Source organism: Prodigiosinella aquatilis, from assembly GCA_030388725.1.
Classification (GTDB): domain Bacteria; phylum Pseudomonadota; class Gammaproteobacteria; order Enterobacterales; family Enterobacteriaceae; genus Prodigiosinella; species Prodigiosinella aquatilis.
This window is the reverse complement of the sequence record CP128857.1, coordinates 4,053,331-4,067,071: the sequence shown is the minus strand read 5'-3', so window position 1 is coordinate 4,067,071 and position 13,741 is coordinate 4,053,331. Positions and strand designations below refer to the sequence as shown.

Annotated in this window: 12 protein-coding genes and 3 pseudogenes; 5 read left to right on the top strand and 10 right to left on the bottom strand. The window is 47.2% G+C overall.

Translation table 11 applies throughout. The annotated features are described in order from the left end of the window. Positions 1–119: 119 nt before the first annotated feature. A complete protein-coding gene (locus PCO85_19005) occupies positions 120–1,817 on the top strand; it encodes a methyl-accepting chemotaxis protein (GenBank protein WJV53236.1) in 1,698 nt (565 codons plus the stop codon). A gap of 64 nt (positions 1,818–1,881) precedes the next feature. On the opposite strand, the pseudogene PCO85_19000 reads toward PCO85_19005, so the two are convergent. From PCO85_19000 to PCO85_18975, 6 genes and pseudogenes are all read right to left on the bottom strand, one after another. Further along, positions 1,882–2,036: pseudogene (locus tag PCO85_19000) on the bottom strand (phosphonate ABC transporter, permease protein PhnE). Positions 2,037–2,128: 92 nt separating this feature from the next. Further along, the gene (locus PCO85_18995; GenBank protein ID WJV56140.1) at positions 2,129–2,227 is read right to left on the bottom strand and encodes a type I-F CRISPR-associated endoribonuclease Cas6/Csy4; all 99 of its coding nucleotides are present in this window, start codon (positions 2,225–2,227) and stop codon (positions 2,129–2,131) included. Between the two features lie 23 nt (positions 2,228–2,250). Then, complete coding sequence (locus PCO85_18990) at positions 2,251–3,453, bottom strand: IS256 family transposase (protein WJV53235.1); 1,203 nt, start codon at positions 3,451–3,453, stop codon at positions 2,251–2,253. Continuing rightward, on the bottom strand, positions 3,420–3,986 hold the full coding sequence (gene cas6f, locus PCO85_18985; GenBank protein WJV53234.1) for a type I-F CRISPR-associated endoribonuclease Cas6/Csy4: 567 nt from the start codon (positions 3,984–3,986) through the stop codon (positions 3,420–3,422). Before cas6f ends, PCO85_18990 begins: the two co-directional genes overlap by 34 nt. A gap of 9 nt (positions 3,987–3,995) precedes the next feature. After that, a pseudogene (gene csy3, locus PCO85_18980) lies at positions 3,996–4,745 on the bottom strand (type I-F CRISPR-associated protein Csy3). 29 nt (positions 4,746–4,774) lie between these two features. Next, a pseudogene (locus PCO85_18975) lies at positions 4,775–6,310 on the bottom strand (IS3 family transposase). A gap of 291 nt (positions 6,311–6,601) precedes the next feature. On the opposite strand from PCO85_18975, the gene PCO85_18970 reads away from it, so the two are divergent. The 4 genes from PCO85_18970 (at position 6,602) to PCO85_18955 (ending at position 9,922) form a co-directional block, all read left to right on the top strand. Continuing rightward, entirely contained in the window at positions 6,602–6,802 is a 201-nt protein-coding gene (locus PCO85_18970; GenBank protein ID WJV53233.1) for a hypothetical protein, read from the top strand. A gap of 811 nt (positions 6,803–7,613) precedes the next feature. Next, positions 7,614–7,922, top strand: a complete 309-nt coding sequence (locus PCO85_18965; GenBank protein WJV53232.1) for an IS66 family insertion sequence element accessory protein TnpB — start codon at positions 7,614–7,616, stop codon at positions 7,920–7,922. Further along, entirely contained in the window at positions 7,922–8,290 is a 369-nt protein-coding gene (tnpB, locus tag PCO85_18960) for an IS66 family insertion sequence element accessory protein TnpB (GenBank protein ID WJV53231.1), read from the top strand. Before PCO85_18965 ends, tnpB begins: the two co-directional genes overlap by 1 nt. 45 nt (positions 8,291–8,335) lie before the next feature. Next, entirely contained in the window at positions 8,336–9,922 is a 1,587-nt protein-coding gene (locus tag PCO85_18955) for an IS66 family transposase (protein ID WJV53230.1), read from the top strand. Positions 9,923–9,947: 25 nt separating this feature from the next. Here the strand turns inward: PCO85_18955 and PCO85_18950 are convergent, their stop codons facing one another. The 4 genes from PCO85_18950 to PCO85_18935 all read right to left on the bottom strand — a co-directional run bounded on the left by PCO85_18950 (position 9,948) and on the right by PCO85_18935 (position 13,741). Then, positions 9,948–10,130 (bottom strand): hypothetical protein, encoded by a 183-nt coding sequence (locus PCO85_18950; GenBank protein ID WJV53229.1) that lies wholly within the window; start codon positions 10,128–10,130, stop codon positions 9,948–9,950. Positions 10,131–10,405: 275 nt separating this feature from the next. Beyond that, positions 10,406–11,362 (bottom strand): cupin domain-containing protein, encoded by a 957-nt coding sequence (locus PCO85_18945; GenBank protein WJV53228.1) that lies wholly within the window; start codon positions 11,360–11,362, stop codon positions 10,406–10,408. After that, positions 11,331–12,611, bottom strand: a complete 1,281-nt coding sequence (locus tag PCO85_18940) for an MFS transporter (GenBank protein WJV53227.1) — start codon at positions 12,609–12,611, stop codon at positions 11,331–11,333. Before PCO85_18940 ends, PCO85_18945 begins: the two co-directional genes overlap by 32 nt. A gap of 5 nt (positions 12,612–12,616) precedes the next feature. After that, positions 12,617–13,741, bottom strand: coding sequence for a ThiF family adenylyltransferase (locus PCO85_18935; protein WJV53226.1), 1,125 nt, complete (start codon positions 13,739–13,741; stop codon positions 12,617–12,619).

Here is a 13,741-nt window from a genome sequence, read left to right as displayed (position 1 = left end):
TACTACCCATAGTGAATGGTGTCCTCCTCCAATGTTAAAGCCAAAAGTTCCACTGTGGTTGTCTTGACAAGATTTTCTTAACGAATTTATTTCCATGGAATTTAATATAGGAGTGGGTTATGCATTTATCTAACTGGCGAATAGGTTATCGTTTAAGTGCCGGGTTCACTTTTTTGGTGATGATGCTTTTTATCGTAAGTATGATTTCTATTAAAAAATTATCTGACTTTCATGATAGTGCACTTGACATTGTTACCGTGTTGTACCCTCAGACGGTGGATTCTAATGAACTTATTGGTGATGTGAATTCGGGAGTCCAGGTTTTCCAGCAGCTAATGTTACTCTCCGAACAGGAAAAAATAAAAAGCACTGTCGATTCTATTGCGGATATCTCCAAAAATATAAGCCAACTGATGGATAAGCTAGAAAACAGTGCCAATAATTCTCATGACACTCAATCGCTCCAGATGCTTAAGAATATCCGGCGTATTCGTGCCGATTTTTTAACTTCAGGACAAACGATCAGCCGTCAAATATTGGCGGGTAATCGGGAGGCGGCGCTCAATGAGTTCAATTCACATCTTTATCCTGTGCAATCAGAATATCGTAAGGCGGTGCACCAGCTAGTGGACCATCAGGATGACATGATGAGTGCGACAGTTGATGTGATGGCCAAAACCTATAGTGAAACCCGATGGGTTTTATTGGGTATTTTTGCTATTTGTGCCGCGTTAGGTGCCTGGATAGCCTGGTCGATGACGCGTAGCGTAACACGACCGATACATCAGGCATTAGATGTGGCGGATAAAGTATCACAAGGCGATCTGACATCAACGATCGTAGCCGTTCACAAAGATGAAACCGGTATGTTGCTCCAGTCGTTGGATCACATGAATGCCAGTTTGCGCCAGATTGTTGGTCAAGTACGTGATGGTGCGGAAACCATCTCGACAGCAGCCTCACAGATAGCGGCGGGAAATCAGGACCTTTCTGCCCGGACAGAGGAACAGGCAAGTTCGTTGGAGCAAACCGCGTCGTCAATGGAAGAATTGACATCGACGATTAAGAATACGGCGGACAATACGCATCAGGCGACCGAAATTTCAAATAAAGCATCGAGCGCAGCGCAGCGCAGTAGTGAAGTAATGCATTCTGTCACGCAGAAGATGCGCGGTATTCGGGATTCTTCGCAACGGATGGCTGAAATCATCGGTGTCATTGATGGCATTGCATTTCAGACTAATATTCTGGCGCTAAATGCGGCGGTGGAGGCGGCCCGTGCTGGCGAACAGGGGCGCGGGTTTGCCGTGGTTGCCGGCGAGGTTCGATCTTTGGCGCAGCGCAGCGCTACCGCGGCGAAAGAGATCAAGGAGTTGATTGATGACTCTGTTGACAATATTCAAGATGGCATGCAATTGGTGGATACTGCCGAGGAAACAATGAATGGGCTGGCAGCTCATGTGCAGGATGTGAACGATATTATCGGTGAAATATCGCAAGCCAGTCGGGAGCAGAGCGATGGCATTAACCAAATCAACATCGCTGTGGGGCAAATTGATACGACGACTCAACAGAATGCGGCATTGGTTGAAGAGTCGGCCTCTGCGGCGTTGTCTCTGCAATCACAGGCGGCAATGCTGGCAGAAGCTGTGAGTGCTTTTAAACTGCACATCAGCCAGGCGGAATCTGAACGGTTTCAGTATGCCTCTCAGCAGAGTCCGATGTTAACGCCGGAGTTGCCCGCTGGCAGAATATCTACGATGAGCAAAGGGAAGGACACTGCCGCTTCATCTGCCGGCGAATGGACATCATTCTAACCCCGCTATATAAAGCTGCTTTCGCTGAAGAAAGCGGCTTTATACCTACAGGTAATGAGCCGTAAACATTTTTAGCGTAAATCAACCAGATTCTCCCAGCGCTGATAAACCCCAGGACTACGGTGAGCGGATGTTGGACTTCATCTGATAGAGACTGAATGCCAAAAATATGAGGAAAGATTGGGTGAAAATACCAAAGTGATGCTTTTGCAGGTTGTTGGTACTAGCGGTATTGAAGGTACTAGCGGCATTGAAGGTAACGACCAACGGTATTTAAAACCAAAGTGTTATCGTTGGCCGTTAAAAAAAGGTCAGAACCAGGGAATGGTGGCTTCCATGCTCAGGCCATAGGCGGAGAATTTCCCAACAGAGGGGCAATCCTGTATCGGTCCATGCTCGAGAGCGTTCAGAATTCTGTGTCACGTTAAAAACTCTATAGCGTTATCACACTATTCAGTCGTCCTTCAAAATAAATGGCTAACTGCGACAATGTCAAATTCCAGTTCTGGATCGGCATTGTCCATTTCTCCCGTGCATTCATCAGTCCCAGATAAAGCAGTTTCAACAGGCTGTTTTCATTCGGAAAAGCGCCTTTGGTTTTGGTCAGTTTCCTGAACTGACGGTGCACCGATTCTATCGCGTTGGTTGTGTAGATCACTTTGCGTATGTTAGCCGGGTAGCGGAAGTACGCTGACAGGTTTTCCCACTTGCGCCGCCATGACTGGAGCACCACCGGATATTGCTGACCCCATTTGGCCTCCAGCTCATCCAGTGCCGTTTCTGCGGCTTCTTTTGACACCGCACGATACACCGGCTTCAGGTCGGCCATGAAGGCTTTATGGTGCTTTGAGGCCACGTATTTAATCGAGTTGCGTATCTGGTGAATAACGCACAACTGCACCTCTGTCTGCGGATAAATGCTGTTTATCGCCTCCGGGAACCCAGTCAGTCCGTCCACGCAGGCTATCAGGATGTCTTCAACGCCACGGTTTTGCAGATCGCTTAATACAGATAGCCAGAAGTTTGCCCCTTCGCTTTCCGACAGATACAGACCCAGAACTTCTTTTTTGCCTTCCAGATTCAGCGCCAGCACAGTGTAAACGGCTTTGCTCTGGTAACGGCCATCCTCGCGGATTTTATAGTGAATGGCGTCCAGCCAGACGAAAGGATAAACTTTCTCCAGCGGGCGCTGTTGCCACTGTTTTAACTCAGGAATGACTTTATCGGTGACGGCACTGATGGTGGCGGTAGACACGCTGAATGCGTATAAATCTTCAATCTCCCGGCTGATATCCTGGTAACTCATCCCCAGCGCAAACAGACGAATGATTTTGCGCTCGATCTCATCGGACAGTGTGGTCTGATGCTTTTTCACCAGTTGAGGCTCAAAAGTGCCATTACGATCGCGCGGAGTCGTCAGTTCGAAGCTGCCGGTCGGGGCTTTAATGGTTTTTTTACCAGAGCCGTTTTTACGGTTGGCTTCCACATCTGAAGCCAAATGGGAGTCAAGTTCCGCAGACAGGGCTGCTTCAGTTAACTGTTTGATTAACGGGGTTAAGATGCCATCTTTGCCGGTCAGGGACTGACCGGACTGTAGCGCTTTCAGGGCTTTGTCAAAATCAAAGGGCTGGGACATTTGTCATTCCTTTTTGATGATATATTACTGGAATGACACGGAATTTCTAACACTCCCCCATGCTCCACGAACAACCGGAACATCTGTCCGCTGGACAGGCTTTTCAGTTGTATAAACGGCAACACACTCCGTTTTTCTACTGCATCAGGAATACGTACCGCTGCTTCCGCTTCACTCAGCCAGCCTTTGCTGACTGAACGCCGGCGTAACCGCTTGGCGCTACTCTTGACTTGAACCCGGCGTACGGTTCGGAACCTGACCTCGTCCGGTACTGCCTGAAGTGCGGTAATCTGGGTGTAATCCCGTAACCCTTTCAGCCAGCCAGTCTGTTCCAGTGCGGATAACGCAGGCGCAGTGCCGTGTAACCGCAGGCACTCCCCCAATGTTTTTCCCACATCAGGAAAACTGACGCCCACAGTACCGTCCGCTAATTGCGCCAATGCGCGGTGCAGTTTGGCAAACACCGCGTTTAATAGTTGTGAGGCGTTGAATTCTGGGTCGGGTAATACACGAATATCGATGTAGTGATCCATGCCGCTACCTTATTCACCTTTTTCGCCGAACACGCCGCCACGAATCAGTGTGGCGATCACATAGTGTTGCTGTTCTGGGGCTGGCACATCATTTTTGATCACCCAATTATCCAGCAGTGTATAAAAGTCCATTTTCTCTTTGGGTTGGCGATAAGCTTTGCCACGGCTGGTGACCGAACCATAGGGCTCGACGGCAATCGGGCCGGCTTCATCCGCCGCCGGGTGCCAGTCGTCTATGGTACGCAGTGCATTGCCGATTTTTTGCGAGTGGATTGCTGCGACTCCATTCACCTGATAGAGAATTTTGCTTTTGCCATTGCGGGCCTTCTCATCCAGTATCAGTTCCTGAGAGGGGAAGACTTCCTGCCCGTTGCCCAGTTGCACAAAGGCTTCCACGGTAAATAACGCAGAGGATTCGCCTGTCAGTCCTTGTTCAATGGCTTTCGCCAGCGCGGCCAGCTCAGCAGACGGTTGGCTGAATTGACGCAGTGAGTAATCCTCACCGTTGAACTCCCAACGTTGCTGGCCTTGCGTGACTACCACATGAATGGTTTCCGCCCCGATACGGTTACGCCACAGAAAACGGCCATTCGCGATATTCTCTGCATAACGTGTCGCCAGTACAGTAAAACCATGCTCATCCACATAACCGGTAATGATTTGCGCCAGTGCCGCCTGATAGTCCTGATCGTTACAGACGGAAGGCTGTGCCAGATTACCTAGCACCCGCAGGGTAAACACCACTTTCAACGTGTCGGTAGGGGGTGCGGATGTTTTCTTGGACGGTTTTATTGCGCGATGCCGAGTTGTCGACGGTACATTTCCGGGCTGAGTGCTCCCAGCGACAACTTGATGCGATGTTCGTTATACCATCGTATATAGGCATCAACATGCTGCATAAAGTGCTCAGGTGTCACGCCTGACCACTCATGACCATAGTACATTTCCGTTTTCAGGCGACCAAAGAACCCTTCACAAGCCGCATTATCCGGTGAACAGCCTTTACGGGACATCGAACGGATAAGACTGGCAGCATTCACACGCTTAAGCCAGCCTGGCCAGCGGTAATGCCCGCCTCGATCGCTATGGATTATTGGTCGTTCGCCTGCGGTTAATGTGCTGATTGCACCATCCAGCATGGTATTCGCCAGTTCTGCATCCGGGCGTGTACCCAACGACCAGCTCACAACTTTACCATCGAAGCAGTCGATTACAGGTGACAACCATACTTTGCCTGACGGCAACTGAAACTCCGTGATATCTGTCAGCCATTTTTGATTAGGCTGTTCCGCGTTAAAGTCTCTGGCGAGAAGATTGTCAGGTGCCGGGCCGATTTCTCCGCCGTATGAGCTGTAGCGGCGCCGACGGTTTCGACTGACCACAAGCTGTTCTTCCACCATAAGTCTGCGTACAACCTTCTCAGAGAGTCGCTGGCCTTTGTGCCGTAGCATAGCGTGCAGACGGCGATAGCCATAACAACGATAGTTACCGTTGAAGATCTCTGTTATTGCGATACGCACGGTCGCGTATTTATCTCCCGAGCGCAGAGCTGTCCGGTGGTAAAAAAACCTGCTCCGTGCAAGTTCAAGGACTCGCAGCAGCTCTGTCAACGGGTACGAGCCTCTCAGGACATCAGCGATCTGCGTCTTTTCCCTGTTTGTCAGAGTGCTGACGCTGATGCCCGGGTCTTTTTTTATGATTTCCTCCGCTTTTTTCAGGATATCGAGCTCCATCTGCTGTCGACGTATCTCCTGATTAAGTCGGTTAACTTCTTCGCGCAGCGTGTCGCGCTCTTCCGTAAGAGACGGCTTTTCATGTTTGCGCATGGACTGGTAAGCCTCATCGCCGATGATTTCATCTTTCCATTTGTACAATACCGTGCGACTGATGCCAACGTTCATCGCGATTTCTCTGGCAGGTACATGCCGTGTACAAAGCGCCATGACAGCCTGACGTTTCACCTCAGGTTCAAAAGGTGCATTTTGATTGATCGTACTGGTGAAAATAATCCGTCTGCCGGGATGACGTTCATTAACCCAGCGAGCCAATACATCACAGCAGGGATAATCAAGAGTCCTGCTGGTAAACGCCAAGCAGCAGCCATGGTTAAGATAATGTTCAACAGCAGCCTGCTTTTGCACATCAGAGTAACGAGGCTTACGGAGTATGGATTTTGTAGCACCGTCACTCGCTTCCCATAAACGGATCCAGCGTCGTAGATTTCTTTTAGAGGGGTAACCCAGTTCACGAACTACGGGAGCGAGCTTTTTACTCTATTTGAAGTAGAGCTCAATTGCGTGAATTTTCTCCGTTTCAGTAAACATATTTTATCTCCTGAGAGTCCAGGAAATCGTCCGCACCCCCATAACGGTCAAAGATCGTGGCGTTGACATTAAGCGAAGCAGAAACCAACAATGACCGTGTTGTTATGGCAAAACGCGGACATGCCTCCCGGGGTCGAAGACCCTGTGCATGTGAGGAAGTTCATCATACGGAACCTGGGAGATCCTGAACAAATTCCCACCGTGAGTCAGTGGGACGGCGCAGCCTAAGCCGTAAGGCGAAGCGGTGCTGTGTTCAGGAAGTCGGACGGGAGCATAGTACCGGAGAAATCAATGAACAAGACAGGTAACAATGTGGCGGAATTGATGGAGGGAAGGCTCCCGACCAAGGGGAACAGCCAACAGTACGCCCGTATCCGGACGCAGAGCCGGGAGAATACGACGTCACGGCTGCTGGCTGTGCGAGAAGCAGCAAGAAAGATACGCGGTGCCAGGGAAAAATTTGCATTCCACCACGCTCAATCAATTGGGTAATATGCGGGCCATGATTAATTTTAATCTGTGGCTGATGAGGCAATAGGCGAAAATCTATTTCGTGTTGATTTATCAGGTAATAACAATCCTCATCCACCAGTAGCTTACCTTCTTTCCAGTTAAAATTATCTTTAACCAAGGCAAGATGAATTTCATCGCGTTGTAACCGCTGGAATATCTCTTCGCTATAGCCACTGATCAAATTAATACTAACGCCAGGTTATTGCTGACGAAAATTTTCCAACAACGCAGGCAGACGGTAGGCGGCATAATTACTGGATACCCCGATGCGGATTTCTCCTCAATCGAGCGTAGCGGGCAAAAGCTTTACGCGGCGTTGGCCACAAAATGAACTACGGTTAGACCATGTAGAAAAACGTTGAACCGTTTAAGATAAAACACTGCCTCAAGTCTTTGGATCGAATGATGATCTTCTCCCATGCTCGTTTATAAAAAGCATTGGGCAATTCATTATGGGTTATCTTTTATAGCTGTTTGAAAAATCAATAGAACTAAATTTATTATTCCAATATTCTAAAGAAGGTTTGCCGTTATTTGATACGGGCCCGGCGACAGCATGTTGGGCAGATATCCCACCGCGCATGCCGGCTGCATCGTAACCGAACGGCGAAGTCGCGTTGTGTGATTAAAATAATGTAATAAGCTGGCAGATATTAACTGAAGCTGTTTTCGGCGTAGGGCAACAGTTCGTTTATTCGATTGTTGGTAAGCGCCCTTAAATCGGCATCTTTTTTTCAGTGATTAACTGCGCCACACTGCCGTTGTCTACCCTAAACACCGAGGCGCAATCATGACATCTCAACAGCGGGCCGACTATTGGCGCGAACAGATCACCACCTGGCAAGCATCCGGTCTTTCTGGCCAGGTTTTCTGTCAACAACAGCAGCTGACATATCACCAGTTTGTTTACTGGCGGCAAAAATATTGTACCGATAACCCGACTCAAGCGCGGGCCCCAGGGTTTGCCAAAGTCACCGCCGACATCACCCACGTCGACACCCCAACCGAGCTGACACTCTCATTGCCCAATGGCCTGGTGATCACCGGTCTTAATGACCGCAATGTTTCCCTGCTGGGCGCTATTCTCAGGCAACTCTGATGCGTAACCGTGACTTACGCCCGGCGCTGGCGATGCCACAGATTTTTCTTTATCGCGCACCCATCGATTTCCGCAAGCAGGTCAACGGGCTGGCGGCGCTGATAGAACAGGAATTGGGACACGATCCTTTTACCGGGGCGCTGTATGCTTTTACCAACCGCCAGCGCAATAAAATCAAATGTCTGATGTGGGAAGATAATGGTTTTGTCCTCTATTACAAGGCGCTGGCAGAGGAGAAGTTCAAATGGCCCAGTCTGGCCGATGACCTGTTACCCCTGACCGGGGAGCAGATTAACTGGCTGCTTGATGGTTACGATATCAGTCTACTCAATGGGCATAAAAAACTGCATTATGATGGCGTTAATTAGTCGAAACAGGAAGCATCAGGTGGCTGTTTTTGTTATAATTTAACCATGAAAACGCTCACTTCTCCGTCAGTCGAAAACCCCGACAACCGCAGTTTATCTGCGGTTGAATTGTTGGCATCGAACGAAGAATTGCGGCAACAACTTCAATACCGTGACTATTATATTCTCTTGTTGGAAGAAAAACTCAGGCTCAAAACAGCCCAACAGTTTGCCGCCAGCAGTGAGCGACATGCCGACCAGATTGCCTTGTTCGATGAAGCCGAACTGGAAGCGGCGCTTGAGGCCATGGAGACGCAATTACCTGAAGATGTTCCCGCTACATCATCCGCGCCAAAAAAGACAACACGCCAACGCGGTTTCTCCGATAGTCTGCTGCGTGAGCGTGTGGAGTTGTGCCTGTCCGACGAAGAAAAAACCGGTGCCCGCACCACCTTCTTCAGCAAGGTTAAAGAAGAGCTGGCGTTTATTCCCGCCCAGTTAAAAGTCATCGAATACTGGCAGGAAAAAGCGGTGTTTGACCGCGATGGCGAGGAGTTTATTGTGGCTGCCCGCCGCCCGGCCCATCCGCTGGGCAAATGTTTTGCCACCACCGCCTTGCTGGCGTATATCATCGTCGCCAAATATGCCGATGGGCTGCCGCTGTACCGCCTGGGAAACATGCTTGCCCGCAGTGGCCACCCGGTAGGCCGCACCAATATGGCCCACTGGATCATCCGGTTAGCCAAGGTATTTGCCCCGCTGCTGGCCAGGTTGCGTGACGTGCAAAACAGTAGCCGTTACCTGCAAATGGATGAATCCCGCATCCAGGTGCTGAAAGAAGAAGGCAAAACCGCCCAATCGGACAAATGGATGTGGGTGATACGCGGTGGCCCCCCCGATAAACCTTCAGTGCTGTTTGAGTATGACCCGAGCCGCTCGGGTAGCGTTCCCGTACGCCTGTTGGCGGAATTCACCGGTATTTTGCAAACCGATGGCTATGCCGGTTATGACGCGGTGTGCCGTGAAAACAATCTCGTGCGTATCGGCTGCTGGGATCATGCCCGGCGCAAATATATTGAAGCGGGCAAAGCGGTTCCCAGGAATGCCAAATCTGCCAAAGGCAAACCCACTAAAGCGGATGTGGCGCTGGGCTACATCAGTAAACTGTATGGGATCGAACGGAGCCTGCAGGGGCGCAGTGAAACGGACAAATACCTGGCCCGTCAGCAATATAGCCTGCCGTTGCTCAATGCATTCAAACTATGGCTGGAGCAGAATGTCGGCAAGATAATGAAGGGATCGCTGACCCGTCAGGCCATGGACTACACGCTCAACCACTGGGCAGAATTGATAGGTTATTGCGATCATGGGCAGGTGAACATCAGCAATGCGTTGGCGGAAAATGCCATCCGCCCGTTTGCGGTCGGTCGCAAGGCATGGCTATTTGCCAACAGTTCGCAGGGCGCCAGCGCCAGTGCGGGGTGTTATTCCTTGATCGAAACGGCGAAGGCCAATCAGTTAGAGCCGACGGCGTATATCCAGTATGTGCTGGATCACATCGGCGAAGCGGACTCGCAGGAAAAACTCGACGCGTTATTGCCCTGGAATGTGGACCTGGTCCCTTTTTTAAAAAATGTGCCGCAGTATGGATAGGGGGAGTACGTCGATTTAACGGCGCTTACGGAATAAATGGCGACGCGGCAGGTGCGGCATCGGTATTATTATTGACGTTTTTCAGCCAATAATAAAAATTACTGAGAGTAATACCCTGCTGTTCACAATAATGCTGTTTAGTTAATCCGCTGTGTTGCCCTGCATCAATATGCTGTTGCTGTTCAGTTCGGGTATGCCGCTTTATCATGATCAAATTCACGCTGGTAATGGGTGAAATAAGCATTTCATAACGGTTAACAATCAACAAGGCGAGATGCCCGATCGTTTACGTAACTTCCGTCCTACCGCGACCACCACGACCGTCTAACTGACTGATATAAAAGAATAAAAACACGATATGGGGCAGGCAAGGGAAAAGTTGGGCAGTCTAGGGATAAAACCCAATCGCTGGAAAAACAAACAATGAGGTTACCCTAAGAGAAAGAACGAATTAAACACAAATACGCTAACATGCGAAACTGGCTACTCTTTTAGCAGCGCATGCCCAGTAAAAACCGCGTTCTTCAAATCCCGACGATCACAAGATTCAATATAAGCGCGAAGCGTGCTGTCGTTAATATGTTCACATAGAGCACTCTTTAAGCCATTAATGTATTCTGTGCTATTTGCTAAATCCGCATGCCTGTCAATATCCTTTCTGACGACTAATTCATCACAAAGTTTTGGGATCAACCATTTGAGATAATCCATTCCATTACGGCGTCTGAAAGCAAAGGATACGTGTAAAGAATGTTCACCACAGGGTTCGGGTGCATGCCAATAGCCGCGGGGAATATAAAGAACATTATTTGCTTCCAGCGTTAAGTCCAAAAAGGGTATATCTGAATGCGGTGGCATAGAGTCTTTATTTTCGTCTATTGGCATATCAAGGGACTTCGAATATATTTTCCATCTTTTCTTTCCGCTAAGCTGATATACAATGACATCACTGTTGTCCCAGTGAGCGGTGAAACCTACCTCCTTACCAGAACTAAAGAAAAGGGTTGCCCCTGTTTTTTCAGAGAACAGTGTCGAAAAATCACCACAAACATCATTTATTTCTTCCCAAAGGTCTTCGCAAAAATCAATGGCTAAAGTGGTACCCTCATCAATCAGTTGAGACACTTTTGTAACATCCAAGGTATTAATAGCTTCCCCTAGAGAACCTCCCTTGCGAACAGTGTAACTTGCGGGAGGAATAAGGGTGCCCTGTCTTATCAACCGGCAACGCGGGAAAGATAATCGACGTGTATTCAACAGCTCGACTAAAGAATTTATGTTGAATAAATCAGAAAAATGCCCTATAGCGCTTCCCGAAAAAACCTCTTGCCGGTAGAAGGACTCGATGAAATTCGAAAAGGCCCTTTCACTTAACACCTTATCAATAGACCATGGTGAAATGGTATTCTTATTTAAATGCAGCTGGATACTTTCTTTCATAATAACCATCCATATCTTTATGTGATAATAAAAGTGCATTCCTGACGTTTTGAGAGAAAATCAAGAAAGGAACGATCATGACAATTAATCCTCCTGAGATAATGACGACAAGTTGTACACCGAAGTGAGTAACGGTCAAACCTGCAAGAAATACCCCTATTGGATTAAAAATTCGGGAGAGAAAAGAAGCGATAGCGCTCATTCTTACCCTAAATGTAGGTGGCGTGGCAGAAATACGCAATGTATTGAGGTTTATATTGATAAGCATAAAAGATACACCGCACACGAAAGCAAAACACAGCACTGCATAAGAATAATTTACGCTAACTATTGAAATAATAGAAAATCCAAGCAGCATAAAACCGGTAAGAATAGTATAAAAACGACCAAAAAGTTCATTGAGTAGTTTTACAAAATAACTACTCCCTGCAATAAGGCCTAATCCGAAGGCACCTTCAAATAATCCAAGGTAACTGGCTGGCAGTTTTAAGACTTGATTTATCCAGTAAGGAATGATGATTGAAAAAAACGGATACATGTTAAAATTCACAATTGCCGCAAAAATGGCAATGTAAAGCTCAGACTTAACATTAATGATGGCGACAAACCCGCTTTTAGTTTTCTTAAACCATTCTAACTTTTCACCGTTTGGCCGGGGTAAGTTAACCGGATTATCCTTTTCCAAAGAAACAACTGCCAAGTAAAACAGGGATGATAATACCGAAAAAAATAATGCTGAGAGCAGGGTGGTTTTTATACCCAAATATGACGTCATAAAAGCCGCGATAAGTGGGCCAAGGAAAATATAGATTGAATTTATTTGCGAGCGACGGGAAATTGCATCTGAGACACACTCTTTATGAACTAGATCAGGTATCGTTCCAATTATAGTTGGTTCACGGAAACAGACCAAAACACTGATTAAAATAAGAAGTGTAGTTATAATGTAGATATTGAAATGATCTAACACATTTACAATTATAATCAAAAAAATTATTAATGATATAACCCATTGGCTTGAGCATATTAGCTTCAATCTTGGGTAGTGATCACCGAATGAACTTAGGAGAGGCGATAAATATATTTCAAAGCCAACAGATAATGATATAACCAACGCAAAAGCCGTTGCCGACTTAGTCTCTTCCAGACACCACCAAGCAACAGCAATTCTCATTATGTGGCCGGTTAATAAACCAGATGTCGCGCCGCACTGAAAGAAAAAAAATGACCACCCAAGTTTTGGTTTCAAAATTATTACCTTATGCTACTCATATTAAACCCTTGGAGTGCAGACAGGTCCGCGGCGCTTATACTTATGACCCCGCCCTTAAGACTGACCGCATTCGTAAACCCTTCCTCTAATAAAAACATAACAGCCCGCCGGCTTCGTATGCCAGATTTACAATAAATAACAAGAGGTAAACTACGATCAAGGATATGTACACTTGCAGATAAGCGTGGCAAAGGGATATGCTGTCCACCCAAGGAAATGATATCTCGTTCTTCTGATTCTCTTACATCGAGCAAAACAAAATCTCGCCCCTCGGTATACCATTGCTTTAAATCAGCCGCACTTACCTCGGTTGTTATTCCCACTGAAGTAATATCACTTTGTGGATACGAGGTGGATCTTTGCCGAACTCTTTTTTTGAGTTTCAAAAGGGAGGACCTGCAGGAAAGAGCATCAAATATGAGAACTTTTCCGCTAAGCACATCTCCAATACCAGTAATCATTTTTATGACTTCATTTGCTTGTAAAGTACCAAGCACGCCTGGGAGAGTTCCAATTACGCCAGCATCATTGCAGCTTTCTCGGAACTCTTTGCTAGGTGGTTCTGGGAATAAATCACGATATCCAATATGGTTTTCTTTGTCTTCGCTATAGTGAAAAACAGAGACCTGCCCTTCAAACTGAAATATTGAGGAATACACCAAAGACTTTTTCATTTTCTCACAGGTTTCGTCAATGAGATATTTGGCATCAAAATTATCTGTACAATCAACAATTATCTCGTATTGCGAAAAAATTTCTTCAATGTTCTCTGTGCTGAGAAATTTATTGAAAATATCGATTTCAATATAGGGGTTCAAACGACTGATTCTTTCTTTGGCTTGCTGTGATTTTTCGAAACCTACGGATTTGAAGTCATAGAGAACTTGCCTAGGAAGGTTGCTCACAGTGACTTGATCTCCATCAACAATACCAATTTTCCCAACACCCGCCCCGGCTAAATACAGCATGCAAGGACTTCCGAGCCCACCCGCCCCGATGACTAATACTTTGGCCTGCTTTAACAACAATTGTTTATCTTGCGTAAAACCTGGCAATGAAAAATGGCGTGCATAAATTTCATTTTCACCTTTAGATAAATTAAGCAT

Bases quoted from the DNA above. Each gene is read 5' to 3' on its own strand.
- PCO85_19005 (WJV53236.1), top strand. From the start codon at position 120: ATGCATTTATCTAACTGGCGAATAGGTTATCGTTTAAGTGCCGGGTTC.
- PCO85_18990 (WJV53235.1), bottom strand. From the start codon at position 3,453: ATGTCCCAGCCCTTTGATTTTGACAAAGCCCTGAAAGCGCTACAGTCC.
- cas6f (WJV53234.1), bottom strand. From the start codon at position 3,986: ATGGATCACTACATCGATATTCGTGTATTACCCGACCCAGAATTCAAC.
- PCO85_18970 (WJV53233.1), top strand. From the start codon at position 6,602: ATGAACAAGACAGGTAACAATGTGGCGGAATTGATGGAGGGAAGGCTC.
- PCO85_18965 (WJV53232.1), top strand. From the start codon at position 7,614: ATGACATCTCAACAGCGGGCCGACTATTGGCGCGAACAGATCACCACC.
- tnpB (WJV53231.1), top strand. From the start codon at position 7,922: ATGCGTAACCGTGACTTACGCCCGGCGCTGGCGATGCCACAGATTTTT.
- PCO85_18955 (WJV53230.1), top strand. From the start codon at position 8,336: ATGAAAACGCTCACTTCTCCGTCAGTCGAAAACCCCGACAACCGCAGT.
- PCO85_18950 (WJV53229.1), bottom strand. From the start codon at position 10,130: ATGATAAAGCGGCATACCCGAACTGAACAGCAACAGCATATTGATGCA.
- PCO85_18945 (WJV53228.1), bottom strand. From the start codon at position 11,362: ATGAAAGAAAGTATCCAGCTGCATTTAAATAAGAATACCATTTCACCA.
- PCO85_18935 (WJV53226.1), bottom strand. From the start codon at position 13,741: ATGCTTAATTTATCTAAAGGTGAAAATGAAATTTATGCACGCCATTTT.